Below are 19890 nucleotides of genomic sequence, written 5' to 3' on the forward strand. Positions count from 1 at the left end.
CTACCCCTGCGGGTCTTTGAACAGATCTCGGACGACGTGCCCTTCGACTCCTGTAAGCCGTCGGTTCATTCCATTGTAGTAATAGGTGAGTCGTTCGTGGTCGAGTCCTAGTGCGTGCAGCACTGTTGCATGGAAGTCGACAATCGGAACTGGATTCTCTTCAGCGGCAAATCCAATCTCGTCAGTCGTCCCATACGAGAGGCCAGGTTTCATTCCGCCTCCAGCCATCCACATCGTGAATCCGGAAATATTGTGGTCGCGCCCTTTTGCCCCTTCGCTCGTCGGGGTTCGACCGAATTCTCCAGTCCAGATGACCAATGTGTCTTCAAGCAGGCCACGATCCTTCAGGTCAGTCAGCAAGGCAGCGATCGGTTGATCGACGCTCAATGCGTTACGGCCGTGGTTATCGACGACATTATCATGTGCGTCCCAGTTTGCCTGTACGTTGTTCGATCCCCCGCTGTAAACGGTCACGAAGCGGACGCCTCTCTCCAGAAGTCGACGTGCGCGCAGACACATCGTGCTGAAGCGGGCTTGCAACGGATCAGATCTGTCAACCCCGTATAATTTCTGCGTTTCGAGTGATTCCTGTGAGATGTCAGCAACATCCGGGGCACTCAGTTGCATTCTGGCGGCCAGTTCATAAGCCGCGATTCTCGCAGAGAGATCCGACTCCTCCGGGTGCTTCTGTAAATGACGTTCATTCAGTTGATTCAACAGTTCAAAACTCGCCCGCTGCTGTTCAGGCGAATACCCTGCTGGCGGCTGAAGATCGAGGATCGGATTTCCATCGCTCCGAAACTCGGTTCCTTGATATTTTGCGGGAAGATAACCGTTCCCCCAGTTGGCACTGCTGCTGGGTGGCTTTCCGCGATCCATCATCACGACGAACGCTGGGAGGTCCTGCGTCTCACTCCCAAGGGCGTAAGTCGTCCACGCTCCTAATGACGGTGACCCACCGCGAGCCTCGCCGGTACTCATGTGGAACATCGCCGGCCCATGGCTGTTCTGTTTAGCGACCATCGAATGGACGAATGTCAATTCATCCACTTTTTTGTTGATTTTCGGGAAGAGATTCGAACACCATTTACCTGTCTCACCGTACTGCGAAAACGGGAAGAAGCTCGGTGTCAGGACCCCCGGCGTGCGGAAGAAAACGTCTTGTACATTTCCTTTTCCGGAAATCGGTTGTCCCGCAAGATCGACCAGCTTCGGCTTGTAGTCGTAGCTGTCTACGTGACTGACACCCGCAGACATAAACAACATCAGCACGCGTTTTGCAGTCGGGCGATGATGTAAGCGATTCTCTGGGACGTTTTGGGCAGCTTGCAGTAAATCTGCGAACGCCACCGCACCCAGACCACCACCTGCGAGCTGCAGAAGTTGACGGCGAGTCAAGAAGCGGTTTGATGGATCAGTAAACATAGAGGAACTCATTCGTGTTGAAGAGTACGCGACACAAACTGAAGAGTCCGTGCTCAGTCAGGAATGATTGAGATAACTGCAACTCGTTGACATCAGGATCGCGACCCAGAATAGCTCTGTAAGCTGCCGATACCTGACCTTCTGGATCTTCGCTGTGAGCGTTTTTGATCTTGTCCGCAAGGAGCGTTCCCTGCTCGAAAATGAATTGGCCATTCATGAGTGACAACGCCTGAAGTGCAGTGGTACTACGACCTCGAACCGGTGTCTGTACCGAAGGATCGGGACAGTCAAAAGCACTCATGAGCGGGGAAGAGAAAGTGCGAATGTTGAAATTGTAAACGGAGCGGCGCCATGTTTCTGGACCCGGTCGATCAAGCAAAACGTAATCCGGAACGTTGCCATCGACGTAAGTGAAAAGACGATAGCTGGGACCAAACAATTCTCGATTGAGTGATCCCGAGACCTGCAGGATACGGTCGCGGACCGATTCACTCGTCAGCCGTTGAGGCGAATATCTCCAGAGCAACCGATTGCCAGCATCGATCGAGCTCGCCTCAGGCCGATTCGCACTCGATTGTCGGTATGTGGATGAGAGCACAATCATCTTGTGAAGACGTTTGGTAGTCCAGCCTTGTGCCATAAAGTCGTCCGCCAGCCAGTCGAGGAGCTGAGGATGTGTTGGCTGATCGCCATTGAATCCAAAGTCGTTGGGGCTGGAAACGAGTCCTTGACCGAAGTGGTATTGCCAGACTCGATTGACCCAGACGCGTGCTGTTAACGGGTTCTTCGAGTCGGTAATCCAGTCGGCAAATGCTTTCCGTCGACTGGCGCTGTTGTTGCCATCCCGTAGCGAGAGTACCGGGTTGAGTTGAGAAACGGCACTAAACGTAGCCGGCTGAACGGCTTCCTCCGGGGAACGAACATTTCCTCGATTCAATACGAAGGTCGGCAGAGGAGTGTTCGTAATCGCGATATAACTGATAGGGAGCGCCGGGACTCGATCGCGTTCTTGCTGTGTCTGTTCCCTTTCAAATTGCAGTTTCTGATGCTGTTCCTTGAGACGACCGGAGAGAGAGGCTGCAATGGCCTCGTTGGATTGCATGGAATTCGAGTCGATTGGCGGACGTCGAGTCGACTGCGATACGAGCTTCCAGTCCTTTCCATCCAGAGAGACCTCGAGTTGATAGACCGTCGGCAGGCGGTCTACGAAACGGCCTTCACGATCTCTTCCCCAGACAATTCGGGAAACGAGTTGAATTTGAGGAAGTTCGATCTGCGCCCAGCCGATGTTACTCGTCCCGCTAATCCAGCTGCGAGAATTGCCTGCTTGTCCATCATTGAGGTGATCAATACGGTGGATGTCGAACCCACTCAGTTCGGAAGAAGCTGTCGCTTTGCTACCTGCTGATGCAAGCGCCAGATTGCTCTCTGACTCGGGACCATAGATCTCCAGTTCGTCGATGCACGGCTGGCTTCCCTGCATCGTTGCCCCAATAGAGAAACGAACGAACCTGGCTTCGATCGCTTCGAAAGTATCTTCATTCAGTTGGGCGGTCAGAGGCGGAAGGTCATACGTTGATTGTTTGGATTCGCTAGCAAGTTGTTGTCGACCCTCGTTCAGGACACTGCTGATGGCAGCGTCGATTTTTGCGAGTCGCTGTTGAATCTCTCCAACCTGCTTGTCGTAGGTTTCTTTTTCCTCCGGGGTTGCAATGATCTCATTGGAATGATTCAGCCCGCTGAAAATAGCTGTCATCGCATAATAGTCTCGCGTCGGAATTGGATCGAACTTATGGTCATGGCAGCGAGCGCAGCCAACGGTCATGCCGAGGAAAGTCGTACCAACCGCTGAAACGTATTCGTCCAACTCGTCCTGACGGGTGATCATTGTTTCCAGTTCGCTGACAGTATCGACGTCGTTCTTCGGACCTGCGACGAGAAAGCCTGTAGCGATTCGATTTTCTGGATTTGCAGGATCGAGTGTGTCTCCCGCGAGTTGTTGCTGCACGAAGTCGTTGTATGGAACATCGTTATTGAAGGCTCGAATCACGTAGTCCCGGTAGTGCCAGAAGTTCGTCCGCAGTCGATCTCTTTCAAACCCGTTACTTTCGGCAAAGCGGACGACATCCAGCCAATGTCGTCCCCAATGTTCGCCGTAATGAGGACTCGCCAGCAGACGATCGACCAAACGTTCATGGGCACCGGGCGCCAGATCGGCTGTGAACTGCTGAATTTCTTCATAAGTGGGGGCCAGTCCCGTCAGGTCGAAGGTGACTCGGCGTATGAATTCTTCGCGTGACGCTTCCGGGCTGAGTGTTAACGCGTTCTCTTCCAGCTTGGAAATGATGAACGCATCGATCGGTGAAGAGATTCGTTGAGATTCCCGAACCTGCGGAATGGGGTGAGGGACAATCGACTGTAATGACCACCAGTCGTAGCCCGCCCGGGCTTCATTCGAGAATGCATAGGGATCAAGCGGTTTGTCAGGAAACTCAGCTCCGGCTTCAACCCACTTTTTCAGGGCGTCGATCTCTTCGTCTGTGAGAGGGTGCTTTGGCGGCATTGTTTGAGTTTCGACATAGTCGATCAACAAACTCTCACTGACTTTCCCTGGGACGATGGCAGCACCCGATTCGCCTCCCTTGAGAGCGGTGGCTGCGGTTCGCAGATCAAGACCACCACTCTGATCTGTTCCGTGGCAGTCGAGACATCGAACGATGATCACGCGATGCCCAGCGAGGGACGCCGGGCTGTCAGCGCCTGTGCTCACGCTGCATGGCATCAGGAAGGCGCAAGGCAGTATGACTGCAAGGATAGATGATGCAGTTCGAAGATTCATAATCTCGATTTGCAATTCTCTGGAGGGACGTGCGGGAGAATTCGTGACATCAGTGTGTCGCGGACCTATTGATATTAATTTATTGGGTTTTTGCCGATGTGTCGACAAGGTCTTATCGATGCCGACGCTCCATCATTTCAAATTCAATGTCACTTCGTTTGGTTCTCCCGATTTGACAGTGGCTTTCAAGCCACTTTTATCTGGATGGCCGAATTTCTCTGGGATCAACGACTTATGTCTTGCGTACATGTCCTTGTCGTTGGTGGAGACGGTCTTAGTGACTGCGACACTGTAGTCGCCCGGATAGGCTCCATCGTTCGGAGCAATTGTTGTGAGCTGGAACCGTCCGGTGGAATCGGTGGTCCCTGTTGCCCGTGGTCCGTTCTGTGGAATGAACATCACGACAGCACCGTCCAGCGGTTTATCCCCGTTCATGACGACTCCGGAAACGGGGGTCGCTTGAGGGCCAGATGTACCTCCGCACCCGAAGCACAGAAGAACAATCGCAAATGCAGAGTATCGATACATTGAAGAGTTCCTGACTAATCGCGATGTCTCAACACCGTGATTGAAATCGAATGCAACTTGAAGAATGAAAGAGGAAGCGTTCTCGACGTGAATTGATTTCGTACGACGAGCCCAATCCAAAATCTCAGATGAGCTTCTGGATCGGGCTGGCCAGTCAATTCATGTCGCTCGACTTCGTTCAGTTTCGATGGAAATCTAGAACTCGCCGATTGGAAGAGCGTCTCGCCGGTCAGCAAGCTTCGCGAGCGTGCGATAGTCAATGTTATCGCTGAGGAAGTGGACTGAGCCATCGACGAACGCGAAGTGGACACCACCTGTGTGCCGTGACTTGAAGCCTTGTGCGGTTCCCCAGGAAGTCTCCCCATTGCAGGCGGAACCGGAGACGAAGCCCGGTTCATTCGGGCAAGTCTTGTAGTTCAGTCCGCCGACAGTTGAGGTCCAGTAAGCATTCTGATGGTTCCATCCGTTCTGCATATGGCTCCCGCAGCGAGGACGCACCTCACCCACCATAATCGTATTGGATGTCCCGTCGATCACATCACGGAATGCTGCTGCCCAGGCCATATGAGAGAAGACTCCGGAGATCCCCTCGCCGCTGAGTGTATCACCGTGGGAAGTTGCTCCATTTTGGTTGATGATGTCCCAGCCTGTTCCGCACGCGAACGAGTTCTGGTGACCAATCGACATTCCATAATTGCTGATTGCACGCGCTTGGCCGCTGGTTGCAATACCTCCCGTCATCAAGGGGGGAATGTCGTCGGATGGGCAGAGGAACGCAGGAATGACCTGTTGGGAGATCAGCACGGTTGAATTAGGGAGCGTCTGTGTGTCAATTCCCACTGAGCTGTCGAGTGGAATATTGAAGTTGATGCTGTTGAAGAGTGCCGCTTGCTCAATGTAGGGGAGTAGCATCGTGAATGCGTTGCCGCGATTGTGTCCCCACTGACCGTTGATAACGAACCCGCCAGGAGGAAACCGTTGGATGACGTCGTGATAGTTGTGAAATGCTAGTCCGAGTTGCTTCAGATTGTTCTTGCACTGGGAGCGTCTCGCCGCTTCTCTAGCTTGCTGGACTGCGGGGAGCAGGAGCGCAATGAGTACCGCGATGATGGCGATGACGACAAGAAGCTCAATGAGCGTAAACCCAAATCTCGTCGATGGTTTTTTCAATTTCACTCTCCTGCAGAACATCTGGAATCGGGATCTGAATGACGTGGAACGACTGGCTGTTGGCTGCAACTCGAGATTTCTGTGTAAAATGTATTGTCGAGAAGTCGCATTCTTTTGTGTTTATATGTGTTCGTGCATGTGCGTCAATGCGTGTGTGATTGGAATCAGCAAATTGTGCTGATAATCAAACAAATACATTAGGTTTGTGTATAGATTGCTGTTGGCTGCACAAATGAAGAAAGCCCTGTCCAACCGGGAAGTCGGACAGGGCTGATCGATTTGTGAGCCCCTGATCTCAGGGGGCATTGCTGTTAAAGTGGGGGCTGAAACACATAATCACACAGTGTTTTGGGCTGAATGGGTGCGAGCCAGTTTCTTGCCGCTTTTCGCCACGTTTGGTCAATTAGCGGGCGCGAGGGACTCGGATCACCTGCGGCTCGGGTTCGAAGAGCCACAGTCTCTTTTCATCTTTCTTCGGACCGAATCCGCTGACGCCAAGATGTTCTGCCTGGAAGTTCAATGTTCCGCCGACATCCTTCATCTTGGGACCAAATCGCTTGATGTAGGTTTGAATCTCAGGATCGTCTGGTGATTTGAACGAACCGACAGTGACGACAGATTCATGCCGGTCGTGCCAGACATAGGCATCGATATTGTTGAAGTTTGTCGCTTCACGATCGTAATTGCTGCGAAGTACTGTCACCAGTTCTGTCGCTGAAGTCGCTGCCTGATCGAGAACCCCCTTCAGGAACGACTCTTTGTTGAAGAACTTCTCCGCGATGGTCTCTTCTTCTGCAGCTTTGACGGTCACGTGCTTGCCATAGAAGCGGGCAATCACCAGCGTGTAGTTCCCTTTGTTTTCAAAAAGAGAGTGCTGTTGTCCGGAGTTGAGTTTGACCAGAAGTGGATCAAGTGACTGAAACTGCTCGAGTTCCTTTGCGGAAAGCATCGGGTTCTGTGTCAGAAACGCGCCGCTCAACGGGTTCGGGCGTCCCGGCGTTCCCTGAAAGTAGACTCCATCCTGAAAACACTTCGGCTTCAGTTTTTTTACCCACTCCAGCGAGTCCTGCGCCAGTTTATCATTGATGCCGTTGTAGTTTCCCGCCAGTACGCAGACGGATTTGATCAGGCGGGAGTTTTTGCGACGTTCTTCTCGCCCCATGCTGTCTTTACTGACGATGTGCTCCTGTTCGGGAGTGTATTCATAGGTGTAGGCAGGAAGGCCTAACTTGCGTAACTCGATCACTAGTTCATGGGCAGTCTGCTCCGGGGTCTTGCCTTCTGTGTCCTCACCTTTCGCCTGAGTCGCGTGAAGCGTGGTCACCATAATCATCCAGGGCCCGCGGTTCTTCGAAAGCGGGTACTGTTTCTTCGGGTCTGCTTCAATTCCCGCAGCCTGAGCAATGGTTGCGGAGAGACAAAGGCATAAAACCGTTGATCGAATCAGTGATGTGAGGGAAAGGGGCATAGCACACTCCATGTGCATTGACTGTCGTTCCATCCGCTTCCAGCAGTGGATGTCGCAACAACCGAGGGGGGTAGTTTGATAGGGAGCGACAAAACGGTTGGTTGAGTCGCGATGAGTCCCCTGATTCCATGAACAGGAAGTCAGAGGCTTCGGAAGGGAAATTTGAACACTCCCTCCCGGACGGGAAGGGAGTGAAATTGGATTGGTCGAGACGACCCGAGGAGCCTTCTCAGCGCGGGAGTTCTATCAACTTCCCGAAGATGTGTCCATAGGCCATTTGTCGCCGAGCGTTTGTCGTTGAATCGCAGTGAGTTGCGCAATTCCTAGCTCTGCCAGATCGAGTTGTGAATTGAGGGTTTTACGATCATACGGTTCGCGTTCAGCTGTCCCCTGAACTTCGATGAACTTGCCGCTGCCTGTCATGACAACGTTCATGTCGACATCGGCCTGACTGTCCTCAACGTAGTCCAGATCGAGGACAGGTTGACCATTGGCGACTCCGACGCTGACGGCCGCGACGCTGTCTCTGAAGACCTTTTTAAAATCGAACGTCGGGTCCTGGACGGCAGCCACGGCATCGACGAGTGCAATGAATCCGCCCGTGATGCTGAGCGTGCGTGTTCCGCCGTCTGCTTCGAGCACGTCGCAATCCACTGTGATGACGCGTGGACCCAAGGCGACGAAATCGACGACCGCTCTCAAGCTGCGCCCGATGAGTCGCTGAATCTCTGTGCTGCGGCCGTCTGCTTTCCGCGATTTTCTTGGTGCGGTACATCCCGGAAGCATGTTGTATTCAGCAGTCACCCAACCGGTGGGGTTCTCTTCCCGCATTTTCCACGGGGGAAGGTCAGTGGAAAGGCTGGCTGTACAGAGAATGGTCGTCCGGCCGGCTTGAATCAACACCCGACCCGGTGCCGCTCCGTAGTAGGGGCGTTCAATATGGATTGGTCGAAGTGTTTCAGATGTTCTTCCGTCGTGTCGCATGCAAGGAATTCCGCGTTTGCTGTCAATGAGATTTCGAAAGGGGACAGTCTACTGAATTCCACCTGTGTTGGACATCTTTTAAGTTCATCACCAACGTTCGACAGGCCCATTCGGGACTTTCACAAGGGCGGTTGGCATCTTCGCAACTCGCTGGCCATGTCTTTCGGCGATTTCGTTGACGATCGTCTCGAACTCGACGTCTGATTCGAAACGGCGGAGTCGGTCTTCGAGGTCATCCGGGATTCCGAGTTGCTGGCCGTACCAGGCTGCAAATTTTCGAAAGAGCCGGGTGCTGAATTCCCCGTGCTGTTCTCTCATGAAGCGGAAGTGGTCGCGCAGGAATTGCACTTGCGCCTGAGGTGTGGGTTCACGCTGGGGATTCGATTCAGCGAGATCTTTCAATTTCGAGAAGATCCAGGGGTCAAGGAGTGCCCCTCTTCCGATCGCGACGGCAGGGCACCCTGTCAGCTGACGCATGCGGATGGCGTCTTCGGGCGAACGGATATCTCCATTTCCGATGATCGGAATTCGCTCAACTGCCTCCACGACATCGCGGATCCCTTGGAGATCGACAGAGCCGTTAAAGCCTTGAGCGCGAGTGCGTCCATGGATCGTAATCGCGGCAATTCCCAGTTGCTCGAATTCCCGTGCGAGCGCTGGAGCAGTGATCTGGTCGCGATCCCATCCGAGTCGCATTTTGACTGTGACTGGAACGCTGACGGCGTTAACGACCTGACCGACCAATGAACACGCTCCACTGGTGTCGCACATCAGGCGTGCACCGCCTCCTTGTCCGTTCACTTTCGCCATTGGACAGCCCATGTTGATATCGATTCCCTGATATCCATGTTCTTCCAGCCATTTTGCAGCGTTGATCAGATGTTCTGGGATCCCAGAAAAGATCTGAACAGAAAGAGGAGTGTCGTGAGCATTCGTCTCGATCAATTCACGTGACTTCGGATGGCCAGCCAAGAGAAGAGTTGCCTGAACGAGATCGGTCGTCGCCAATCCCATTCCGCCGAGTCCACGAACTACGTTGCGAAAGGCGAGATGGGTATACCCAGCCAGTGGAGCCAGGAAATAACGGCTCGGAAGCAATCGCGTTCCCATCTGAAGAGGCGTTTCATCGACGGGAGAGGCGTTCAGAGGAAGATCCGGAAAGGGAAGCATGGATTTAATGAGAAGCTGTCTCGAGTGTGGTCTTGAAGTGCTCTGAACCAGATATTTCCGGGAGCTTGGGAAGGGCCTGGTTGAGCCGCAAGATGCAGCTGAGAGCAATTCGCCCCTTTTTCCATCGTGATAACCGGATGCGGTTTGAATAGACGTCGTAGTTTGCTACTTCGATCTGTTTCAGGATCGAACTGTAAAGTTCGAAGAATGCGAGAAAGACTCTTCGTCCCGCTGGCGACAAGTACTGTTGCAGGACAATCGCTTCATGGAAATGACTCCACGCTCTTTGGACCTGAAACTGCATTAAATCCCGGAATGCAGGATTGATCGTTTGTTTCAGTAGTTCGTCGGCAGGATATTTGGCGCGGACAAGGTCTTCTTCTGGAAGATAAATTCGTCCTCGCTGTCCATCTTCCTTCAGGTCTCTCAGTACATTCGTCAGCTGAAATGCTGTTCCACAGGCGATCGCAGGTCGACGTGGTGCGTTTTCGTCGAATCCCCAGATTTTCAGGCAGCAGAGGCCAACGACTCCTGCAACCTGATAACAATACTGATCGAGTTCTGAAAACGTTTGAAATCTTCTGGGAGTCAAGTCGCTTTCAACACCAGCGATCACTTCGCACAGGTCTTCCGAGGAGATATGTCGGGCTCTGGAAAGATCGGCAATGGCGATCAGGATTGGGTGCGTGACAGTTTCCCCAGCGAGCGCACGTAGAAGTTCGGATCTCCAGAAACCGAGTTGCGATTTTCGTTCTTCAATCGTCAATGACTCGTCATCGCTCAAGTCATCGGTGTGTCTCATGAAAGCGTATAAAACACACATCTGGCGGTACATGTCCGCAGGGAGAGTTCGAAATGCGATGAAGAAATTACTGCCGCTCTTTTTCGCAAGTGTTTCGCAGAAACGTTGGGCTTCTTTCAGACTCACAGTCACAGCCAGCAGACCTTTTGAGGAACATCTTTAGAACGAAGCGGGGTCTTTTTGGATCGGTAGATCAGGGGAATCATTGGTCCTCTCGCAATCCTCGAGATTGAACAAATGGACCAGTCTCCCATTTTTTCAAAATCATTGATTCATATATTGTAACGTCGTTTGAATTTCGAGTCAGATGGATTGTACAGTGAACAATCGAACAATTCGAATAAGCAGGCCCAAATCTGTGTCGACCGTTCAATGTAGTTTACGTTTCTATCGCTGAATCCAGCGTTTTCGTAGAGCGGCAGAACTCACATGAATCCATTTCACAGACGTCAAATGATACCGCTCTTCCTCCGCATGCGATCGGAATGTCTGACAATGTGTCGAGCATTTTTGAGTTTGACGTTATTGCTGATCTGTGCCGGGACAACAGTTGCCGCAGAACCGGTCCTTTCATTTTTGGAAGGTCTTCGGTCGCGACGCTATTACGATATGGCAATGTTCTACCTGCAGGAGGTCGAGCAAGATCCTAACCTGCCCAAAGAAATCTTAGAGGTATTGCCCTACGAGCGTGGTCAAACTCTCCTGGAAAGCGCAAAGGGGTTGGCCAGTCTGGATACGCAACGTCAGCAACTGGATGCTGCGCAGGCTGCATTCGAATCGTTCGTTAAAGCGAATCCAAACCACCCCCTCGCAGGGAACGCCAATACTGCTCGTGGTCACATCTTCCTCGAGAAAGCTCGAGTTGACGTCTTCGATGCTGAGAAACCATCCAACGATGGGATTAAAGAGACATTGCGTGAGAATGCCCGCAAGTCGATCGCAATTGCAAGCGGGATCTTTGAAGAGGCTCGAGTGCAGCATGAGAAGAACTGGAAGGTCTTCCCGGTCTTTATCCCGGAAGATCAGGTTCAGCAGCGTCAGGCACGAGCTGAAGCGGAAAAATTCTTCATGCTGGCGCAGCTTGACCTAGCCAAGTGTACGTTCTGGGAGGCACAGACATACGACCGCTCATCACCGCAACGGAAGGAAGTCCTTGTTAAGGCTGCTGATCAGTTTGAAGCAATTCACCAGAAATATCGCAGCCAGATGGCAGGTTTACAGGCACGTGTCTGGCAGGGGAAATGCTTTGAAGAACAAGGTGGCGTAGAAGGAATTCGCATTGCTCTAGGGATTTATGGCGAGACCCTTGAGCATGAAGGGACCACGGTTCCGATGCGGAACCTTAAGAATCTTGCCCTCCGCTTCCGATTGATCTGCCTCAACTCGCCTGAGCGTCACGATTACAATGTTGTGATCTCTGAAGCGGAAGCATGGCTGAAGGATGCCCGTGATCTCGCCCGAACTGATGTTGGACTAGGCATTCAATGGGAACTCTCCCGCGCTCAGGAAGCGTTGGGGATGGATCGGAATCTGACGGAATCGGTTCGTAAGGGGTACCTCACCCAGGCACTCACCCGTGCTCGAACAATCAACAAGTATCCGGGAGAATTCAAGACCCCATCATCGGCCATGATTCAGCGCCTTCTGCTCGCTACGAATCGTGATGGAAGTGATCCCAAGGATTTCGATACCGCCTATGGAAATGCTGGCGTTTTGTATGAGCAAGTGACTGCGGCCAACGCTCAGATTCGGAAGTTGCAAGGCGAAGGCAAAGAGCAGGAAGCAATTGCGGAACACGCAGGCATGATGGCCAATGCGGCCGAGATGACCCGGTTATACGATCTCGGATTGAGAATGGTGAAGGATTCCAATGATCCGATTCTCGTGAACACCGCCCGTTTGCGGCTTGCCTACGGTTACTATTTGCAGCAGCGTTTCTTTGAAGCTGCAGTGGTCGCGAACGACCAGATGATTCGCTACGGAGAAAAATTTCCCGATTTCGCTCGCGAAGCGGGATTTCTGTCGATGACCGCTTTCGACAGCGCGTACACAAATGCGCCGGAAGGAAATCGCCAATTCGAGGCAGATCAAGTGATCGCCGCTGCCAACAGTATTTGCGATCGTTGGCCTGACTCTGATCGTGCGAACGATGCAAGAAACACGATTGCGAAGATTTTCTGGAACAATGGAGACTTCATCACCGCTGCTGGATGGTGGGAGAAAATTCCATTCGGTTCGAGTCAATACGGGGAATCGCAAGTACGCGCTGGAAAGGCTTACTGGCGAATGTATGTTCTGGAAACCGCCAAGCCTGAATCTGAAGGAGTCGCGAATCCGGAAGATCTGAAGCTTTGGAAGCAGAACGCACTTGAGCGGCTGGTCGTCGGGATCGAAGATGCCGAGAAAAGTACACCAGCTGATCGTCCACTCTCGGATGATATCGTCGGAGCGAAACTGACGCTGGTCGGCATTCGCAATCTCGACGGAATTTATCAGTCGACTGAAGATGGGACACGCGGGGCACTCGAACTGTTGACCAAAGATCCGCATCCAGTCCTGGCTGCGGTGGATGTCCCGGAAGGGGAAGCCCGTCCCCAAGATCCGACGAAGGCCAAGAGCCGCCAGATGGCGAGTCTCGCTTATCAGCAACTGCTGAGAGCATGGGTTGGCCTTAAGAATCTGGACGAAGCTCGCAATGCTCGAATCGCTCTGGAAAAAGTGGCAGCCGGGGAAGATGGCACAGCACTTACTCAGGTCTTCGTCGATTTTGGTCGCGAGCTCGAGCAGGAGCTTTCTCGCCTCAAGGCCGCTGGAGACATCCAACGGTTGGATGATGTGCGTGCTGGTTTCGAATCCTTCATGAATGATCTTTTCAATCGAAAAGATGGGCAGACGTTCTATTCGCTGCTGTGGATCGCAGAAACATATTCCAGCCTCGCAGACTCATCTTCAGATAAACAGGAAAAGAAGGTCGAGTTCTACAACCGGGCCGCCGCGGCCTATGAATCGATGTTACAGCTGGCTGCTGCAGATCCGAAATTTGCGACTCCGCAACAAGTCGTTGCCTGCAAATTGCGACTTGTAAATTGTTTGAGAGAGCAAAAGAAATTCGCAGCAGCAGAGACCATTGTGGTTGACGTGTTGCAAGGAAATCAGAACGCACCGGATGCGCAGTTCCAAGCTGCAGAACTTTACGAGGACTGGGGGGCGAGTGATCCCGCAGAGCAAGAGAAGTTCAAGATCGCGTTGTACGGTCGTAAACAGCCGGTGCACGTTTGGGGATGGACCTATGCAGCCCAGTCGTTGCAGCAGGCTGTCTACAGCCAATCTTCAGAACGCCTTGAAAGCCTGCTGACAGATGCGAGGTATCGACTCGCAGACGGGGAACGTAAGTTCGGTCTTGCCCTGTCGGAACCGAAAGAGTCGAGGGAACATCTGGTTCGCGCCCGGTCTGCAATCACCGGTTTTCAGCGAATTTCGAAACGCTGGAGCGATGAAGACTACATGCGGTTTAACGCACTTTACAAGCAGATTCTTGGAGATCTGGCCGACCCTGTCGTCGATCTCCCACGGCAACTACTGGATACGGACGAGAAGACTGCTGAATTGATGAAGGCAGACGCAATCGCGGCCAGCAAGAATGCCACAGCACCCGTGGTAACCGCTCCCAAGCCTGCTGAAACGCCTCCTCCGGCACCAGACAACACTCTGCTGATCATTCTCATCGTCAGTCTGGCGGCAGCGGCAGTCGCTGGTTTGTATTTCATGGGCCTCGCTCAGGCCAATAAGAAAAAGACTGGGACAAAAGGTGCAGACGTCGAGACAGTCAAACTCGGGAACGGACCTGTCTCGCCACTCGGCCCTGTGACTGCCGGGGACGCGCCACCTCCATTCACATTACGTGCAGCGGTCCCAGCGACACCTGCAAAAGGGAAGGGGACAGCCCCAAAACCTGCCTTCGCGCCGTTTATCGATCTCAGCGAACCTGCTGGACAAAAATCACCAGCGAGTGCTGAAGTTGACTCGAAAAAGGTCGCAGTCAAACCGCCAAAGTCGACAGTTGTTCAAGCTGCTCCAGTGGTGAGAGAGAAGCCTGTCAGTGCCGCACCGAATCGTCCGACCTCAGTCGTTGCAGAAACCGCAGAACCGGTCAAACCTGCTGTTCCAAAGCCTGCTGCAGTGAAGCCTGTGCCGAGCGCGACAAAACCTGTCGCTCCCGTCCCTGCGAATCCAGTGAATGTGACACCGAAACCAGTGGCTGCCAAGCCAATCGCACCGCCAGCAGCAGATGGTAAACCGGTTGCTGCTCCACAGGCTGCGAACAGACCAGCGGCGCCCAAGCCTGTCGTTGCGGCTCCGCAACCTCAAGGTTCAGCTCCACCAATTGCTCAGCCAGTGAAGCCGGTAAGCGCCTCGCCAGCTGCAGGAGCACAGCCTTCCGTTGCGAAGCCAGCACCGCGCCCAACTTCGGCTCAGCCAGCGGTGTCTCCAACGCAGAAAGTCGCTCCAGCTGCGAGTCCAGATCGAGCCGCGCCAAACTCTCCTCCGGTTGCGAAGCCCGTTCCTCAAGCGAAAGCGGTTCCGAAGGGAACAGGCGAAGGTGAATTCAGTTTGCCACCCGTTGCTCCGCGGCCAGCGGCACCGAAGCCAGTCACGGGCGGACCGGTTTTCCCAGACTTCTCTGGCTCGGGAGATGCTCCTCCGAAGAAAGCCGCTCCACCGGCAGAAGGACAGAAGCCTGCACCAGCAGCGAAGCCCAAGAATAGCCTCGATTTTTAATAGAGTCTTTCCACTCTCAGAGTGCAGAGACAGATCAGTGAACACGGTGTTGCGCCGTATTCGTGCACGACTATCCACTTGAACCTCCCGCTTGTAATCAGTTCAGAATTCCCATGAAAACTCCATCAATTCTGACGACATTGGTTCTGTCATTCGCGTTTTCCGCGTCAGCATTCGCTGCGGATATCGATCTCGTTTTCCGAAAGGGAGACACGAAAAGCGTCGGCGGTCAAATCACCGCGGTCAGCAAGCTCGATGTCGTGGTGACGCAGAAAGTCGGCAACAGAGAAGAGAAAATTGCAGCAAATGAAATCGAGCGGGTGGAATATCAGGCTGAGCCACCCGGTCTGAACCTCGCGAGAAGTCAGGAAAGCAACGGACAATTTAAGGAGGCCCTGGTCGCTTATCAGGACGGGCTGAATGCTGCTGGATCGAACCAGAACCTGAAGGGGGAAATTGAGTTCCTGATTGCACGAACATTGTCGAAAATCGCGCAGGCTGATGTCACTCAGCAACAGGCGGCCATTGATAAAATGAACGCCTTTCTGAACTCGTATCGTGATCACTACCGCACGTACCCAATGCAACTTCTCCTCGCTGAGACTGCACTGCTTGCAGGTCAGACAGATCTTGCGGAGACGGCGTTTGGGAATGTTGCTCAGGCCCCTTGGCCTGCCTATCAGATGCTTGCACAGGCAGGAAAAGGGCAGTCGCTGCTGTCTCAGCAGAAGACTGCAGAAGCAAAGGCTCTGTTCGATCAGGTTGTTGCCACCAATGCGACCACTCCTGCTGAAAAGGCAGTGGTGTTAGGGGGGATGCTGGGGCAGGCCGAATGCTTTCAGATGATGAATCAGAACGATCAGGCGATCGAGGTGTTGAAGAAGGTGGTCAACGATGCCTCAGCGGAAGAAACTCGAGTTCTTGCAAATGCGTATGTTCAGTTAGGAAACGTGTATTCAGTGGATGGGCAGCACGCGAAGGAAGCCGTGCTGGCATACTTGCACGTTGATGTGATTCCGTCACTGGCAACCCAGTCCGACCTTCATGCCGAAGCGTTGTATCATCTTTCCAAACTCTGGCCCGCAATTGGGCAACCTGGCCGTGGAGCGGAAGCGAGTGCCAAATTGCAGTCTGATTATCAAGACAGCGTCTGGACGCAAAAATTGACGGAAGGCCAGTAAGTCCTCAGGAGAACGCACTCCTGCGGGTTCATTGGCTTACAGACGCCTGTTATCGAATTCTTTCAAACGCTGACGATGTGAAATTCGTCAGCGTTTGCTAGTTTGTGGAGGTCCGGTTGGTGAATATCCGCTTGAAAAGCCGGTTTGAATTCCTCGGTGATTTCCTGCGTTGGCAGTGGATTTCGATTCTGACAGTTATTGCAAATTGAGTTGATTGATGACGTTTCCCGCAGTTTCAGAACAACTTGAGATCCTTCGTCGTGGCGTCGAGAAGATCGTTCCGGAAGCAGAGTTGGCAGAAAAACTTGAAAAAAGCCGCCAAACTGGAATCCCACTGCGTGTGAAGTACGGGATCGATCCGACTGCTGCCGATGTGCATCTCGGACACACGGTTCCTCTCCGCAAGATGCGACAGTTTCAGGAGCTGGGGCATCAGGCTGTCATTATTATCGGAAACGCAACCGCGATGGTGGGAGATCCGAGCGGACGCGACGAGGCGCGAACAAAGAAGCTGACTGCAGAACAGGTTGAATCAAACGCACGGTATTACCTGGAGCAGGTTGGAAAAGTCGTCGACCTTTCCCGGGCCGAAGTTCATCGGAACGGGGACTGGTTCGGCAAGATGGGGTTGGTTGAAATTCTTCAATTGTGCGGCAAGGTGACTGTCGCCCAGTTGCTCACTCGCGACGATTTCGCAAAACGGATGGCTGGAGAAGTCCCTATCTTTCTGCATGAATGTCTTTACCCAGTGATGCAGGCTTGGGATTCGGTCGAAATCAAGTCAGATATCGAACTGGGGGGGACCGAACAGCTTTACAGCTTCATGCTGGCTCGAGACCTTCAGAAAACGCAGGGGATCAATCAACAGATCGGGATCATGTCTCCGATTCTTGTTGGAACCGATGGGACTCGCCGAATGGGGAAGAGCCTCGGGAATTACATCGGAATCTCGGAAGATCCGTATTCCATGATGAAGAAGTTCATGCAGCTTCCCGACGCTGTGATGAGGGCCTACTACGAACTGCTCACGCATCTTCCGATGAGTGAAGTCGACACGTTGCTTGCTGGTCATCCTAAGGAAGCCAAAGTTCAGTTGGGACGCATCATTATCGATGAGTACCATGGACAAGGAGCCGGGGACGAAGCAGCGGCTCGCTGGCAGAAAGAAATTGGCGAAGGAAATCTTCCGACTGAAATTCCGGAAGTCTCTCTCAAACGTTCGCTTCTGAACGAAAACGGTGCGATTCAGGCGGCTCAACTGTTGAAAGAACTTGGACTCGTTCCGTCAACCAGCGTTGCCATGCAGCGAATCAAAGGGGCGGCAGCGTTCATTTTAATTGGGGAAGAAAAGAGCATTCTCCGGGATCGTGCCGAGTGGGTAACCGTTGTTGAGGGGATGATCGTTCGGGCCGGAAAGAAAGACTGGTGCCGAGTCTCCCTGCAAGACTGAGCAGAGAATGTCTCTCGTTGACGAGACAGGAAAATCTTGTATCAACAGTTTCAAGCTGCGGACGGACCAACAATCGTTCGCAGCTTTTTTGTTGATTGCAGTGGACCTGTTCATTTGGAGGAGTTCAAACTCGCTCGATCCAGTCGAATCCAATGTCGAGAGCCGGTGCCGAATGTGTGATTGCACCGACGCTGATTCGATCAACTCCCGTAGCAGCGATATCAGCAACCGTTGCCAAAGAGACGCCCCCCGACGCTTCGAGAAGCACTTGTGGGGCAATTCCATTGCGTCTCTGAACTGCCTGACGCAACTCTTCAAGGGACATGTTGTCGAGCAATATGATGTCCGGAGTGCTCGGGAGGAGTTCTTCGAGTTGGTCGAGTGTGTCGACTTCGAATTGAACAATCATTCCCGGCGGAACATTCGCTTTCAGATGGAGCACTGCGCTGTCGAGTGAGGCTTGTTGAAGTTCGCGGAATGACGCCAGGTGGTTGTCTTTGACCAGTACCGCATCGTACAGGCCGATGCGGTGGTTCACTCCGCCCCCGCATCGAACGGCGTATTTCTGAAGTGCTCTCAGTCCCGGAAGTGTTTTTCTTGTGTCCAGAATTCGGGCTTTGGTCCCGGAAATCGCGGTGACGTACTTGCTGGTCTCAGTTGCTACCCCACTCAGAAGCGTGAGGAAATTCAGAATCGTGCGTTCCGCTGTCAGGAGAGCTTGCACGGGGCCGTTGAGACGAGCAATCACGGTTCCTGAATCCAGTCGGGATCCATCTGCAAGGAGGTCCATTACACTGATGGTGTTACCAAGTTCATTCAGAATCAGCGGGACGACAACGTTTCCACAAAGCACTCCCGGCTTTCGAGCGACAATTGCCAGTTCCCCGCGCGCGGTCGCTGGGATGAAGAGCGTCGAAGTGACGTCCCCCTGTGAACCCAGATCTTCCTGAAGAGCCAGGCGAACTGAATTGGTTGCAGCCTGTCGGTCGGAATCGGAAAACGGAATTTGCAAGGTCGTGTCAGTCATGGAATGCAGGAGATCCTAATAGCCCCTGTCTCGGGGAGGTGTGTCGGCGATTGAGGGGAAGAACACCTTCACAGGCTGTGTTGAATGCCATGACGATGCCGAACTCGCACAGGCTCCCTGCTAGGGCATTTCGTGCGGTGGAATTTCGTCTACTTTAACCTGATACGTCGGCAGCACTTCCATTGAGAACTGCTCGAGTTCGGAAAATCGCTCACAGTATTTACTGTAATGAAGTCGTGAGCGAAGTTCAGGAGTAAATGCTTTTCCCCCGAGCACGATTGCGACATTGTTCTGAATGGCCAGTTCGGAAATCTTCGCGAACTCGCTGACGAAGACTTCTTGATCTGGAATGGATGAGATGCAAAGCCAGCAGAGTCGTGGCCCCATATCGCAGAGTGCCTGACGAAGTGATAGAAATGGAGTGAATGTCCCGAAGGAACAGGCACGCCAACCGTTTTCTCGTAGAACCAACTCCGCCATCAACGATCCAAGTGTATCGGTGTCGCCATTGAGAGTTCCGCCCAGAGCGACGACTGCGGAGGGGGCCACTTCCGGGAGCGCTCGTCGGAATCCATGCAGAATGCGAATGCAAATTTCGTAAGAGCGGCATTCCTGATAGACCGGGACATCGCCTCCCGAGCATTGATTTCTGATGCTTTGAAACGCCTCGATGAGAACATCATCACAGATGGTGCTAATCGAGTTTCCGGCCAGATACAGGTTGAAAATGACTTCTGTTCCGACGGCTTCGTCCCCATTCATCAGAGCAGCTACCAGTCTCTGACGTTCTGAGTTGAGTTTGCGTCCTTTTCCTCCCAGCGTTGTGGCGGGCAGGCCGAGTATTTCCGGATGGGTAATCTCGAACCCGGAAGTCCGCAAGAAAGTGAGGACCCCGTTAACTGGCAGGCGGCGGTGCCCACCAGCTGTTTTGATGAACGGAATCAGGCCTTGGTCACACCAGCGCTTCAGCGAGGACTCACTCACGTTGATCGCCTGCGCGACTTGCCTGGGGGTCACTAAATCTTGCACTTCAGAACACTTCAAAAGAAAGAACGCTGCCTGCTCGA

13 protein-coding genes are annotated in these 19890 nt (G+C 53.0%); 3 read left to right on the top strand and 10 right to left on the bottom strand.

The genetic code is table 11. From position 1 onward, the window contains the following. The 8 genes from SH668x_RS05230 to SH668x_RS05265 form a co-directional block, all read right to left on the bottom strand. Window positions 1–1425: a DUF1501 domain-containing protein gene (locus tag SH668x_RS05230; protein WP_437187640.1), complete on the bottom strand. Its 1425-nt coding sequence runs from the start codon at window positions 1423–1425 to the stop codon at window positions 1–3. Continuing rightward, entirely contained in the window at window positions 1415–4195 is a 2781-nt protein-coding gene (locus SH668x_RS05235; protein ID WP_437187641.1) for a DUF1553 domain-containing protein, read from the bottom strand. Before SH668x_RS05235 ends, SH668x_RS05230 begins: the two co-directional genes overlap by 11 nt. Before the next feature lie 201 nt (window positions 4196–4396). After that, window positions 4397–4792, bottom strand: a complete 396-nt coding sequence (locus tag SH668x_RS05240) for a carboxypeptidase-like regulatory domain-containing protein (RefSeq protein ID WP_437187642.1) — start codon at window positions 4790–4792, stop codon at window positions 4397–4399. Window positions 4793–4987: 195 nt separating this feature from the next. Beyond that, on the bottom strand, window positions 4988–5962 hold the full coding sequence (locus tag SH668x_RS05245; RefSeq protein ID WP_437187643.1) for a DUF1559 family PulG-like putative transporter: 975 nt from the start codon (window positions 5960–5962) through the stop codon (window positions 4988–4990). Between the two features lie 403 nt (window positions 5963–6365). Beyond that, window positions 6366–7430, bottom strand: a complete 1065-nt coding sequence (locus SH668x_RS05250) for a hypothetical protein (protein WP_437187644.1) — start codon at window positions 7428–7430, stop codon at window positions 6366–6368. A 246-nt stretch (window positions 7431–7676) separates the two neighbouring features. Next, entirely contained in the window at window positions 7677–8414 is a 738-nt protein-coding gene (rph, locus tag SH668x_RS05255) for a ribonuclease PH (protein WP_437187645.1), read from the bottom strand. 87 nt (window positions 8415–8501) lie between these two features. After that, complete coding sequence (locus tag SH668x_RS05260; protein ID WP_437187646.1) at window positions 8502–9584, bottom strand: tRNA dihydrouridine synthase; 1083 nt, start codon at window positions 9582–9584, stop codon at window positions 8502–8504. 4 nt (window positions 9585–9588) lie between these two features. Beyond that, window positions 9589–10512: a phytoene/squalene synthase family protein gene (locus tag SH668x_RS05265; protein ID WP_437187647.1), complete on the bottom strand. Its 924-nt coding sequence runs from the start codon at window positions 10510–10512 to the stop codon at window positions 9589–9591. 369 nt (window positions 10513–10881) lie between these two features. Between SH668x_RS05265 and SH668x_RS05270 the strand changes: the two genes are divergently transcribed. The 3 genes from SH668x_RS05270 to tyrS all read left to right on the top strand — a co-directional run bounded on the left by SH668x_RS05270 (window position 10882) and on the right by tyrS (window position 17796). After that, window positions 10882–15165, top strand: a complete 4284-nt coding sequence (locus SH668x_RS05270) for a hypothetical protein (protein ID WP_437187648.1) — start codon at window positions 10882–10884, stop codon at window positions 15163–15165. Window positions 15166–15278: 113 nt separating this feature from the next. Continuing rightward, window positions 15279–16346 carry a tetratricopeptide repeat protein gene (locus SH668x_RS05275; RefSeq protein WP_437187649.1) on the top strand — a complete coding sequence of 356 codons (1068 nt, stop codon included), beginning with the start codon at window positions 15279–15281 and terminating at the stop codon, window positions 16344–16346. A gap of 217 nt (window positions 16347–16563) precedes the next feature. Further along, window positions 16564–17796: a tyrosine--tRNA ligase gene (gene tyrS / locus SH668x_RS05280; protein ID WP_437187650.1), complete on the top strand. Its 1233-nt coding sequence runs from the start codon at window positions 16564–16566 to the stop codon at window positions 17794–17796. Window positions 17797–17920: 124 nt separating this feature from the next. On the opposite strand, the gene nadC is transcribed toward tyrS, so the two are convergent. Together nadC and SH668x_RS05290 are read right to left on the bottom strand one after the other, a co-directional pair. Further along, a complete protein-coding gene (gene nadC / locus SH668x_RS05285) occupies window positions 17921–18823 on the bottom strand; it encodes a carboxylating nicotinate-nucleotide diphosphorylase (RefSeq protein ID WP_437187651.1) in 903 nt (300 codons plus the stop codon). A 120-nt stretch (window positions 18824–18943) separates the two neighbouring features. Continuing rightward, on the bottom strand, window positions 18944–19840 hold the full coding sequence (locus tag SH668x_RS05290) for a helix-turn-helix domain-containing protein (RefSeq protein WP_437187652.1): 897 nt from the start codon (window positions 19838–19840) through the stop codon (window positions 18944–18946). Window positions 19841–19890 lie beyond the last annotated feature (50 nt).

The organism is Planctomicrobium mucosum, from assembly GCF_051466335.1.
Lineage (GTDB): Bacteria > Planctomycetota > Planctomycetia > Planctomycetales > Planctomycetaceae > Planctomicrobium.

Bases quoted from the DNA above. Each gene is read 5' to 3' on its own strand.
- SH668x_RS05230 (WP_437187640.1), bottom strand. From the start codon at position 1,425: ATGTTTACTGATCCATCAAACCGCTTCTTGACTCGCCGTCAACTTCTG.
- SH668x_RS05240 (WP_437187642.1), bottom strand. From the start codon at position 4,792: ATGTATCGATACTCTGCATTTGCGATTGTTCTTCTGTGCTTCGGGTGC.
- SH668x_RS05250 (WP_437187644.1), bottom strand. From the start codon at position 7,430: ATGCCCCTTTCCCTCACATCACTGATTCGATCAACGGTTTTATGCCTT.
- rph (WP_437187645.1), bottom strand. From the start codon at position 8,414: ATGCGACACGACGGAAGAACATCTGAAACACTTCGACCAATCCATATT.
- SH668x_RS05260 (WP_437187646.1), bottom strand. From the start codon at position 9,584: ATGCTTCCCTTTCCGGATCTTCCTCTGAACGCCTCTCCCGTCGATGAA.
- SH668x_RS05270 (WP_437187648.1), top strand. From the start codon at position 10,882: ATGTGTCGAGCATTTTTGAGTTTGACGTTATTGCTGATCTGTGCCGGG.
- SH668x_RS05275 (WP_437187649.1), top strand. From the start codon at position 15,279: ATGAAAACTCCATCAATTCTGACGACATTGGTTCTGTCATTCGCGTTT.
- tyrS (WP_437187650.1), top strand. From the start codon at position 16,564: ATGACGTTTCCCGCAGTTTCAGAACAACTTGAGATCCTTCGTCGTGGC.
- nadC (WP_437187651.1), bottom strand. From the start codon at position 18,823: ATGACTGACACGACCTTGCAAATTCCGTTTTCCGATTCCGACCGACAG.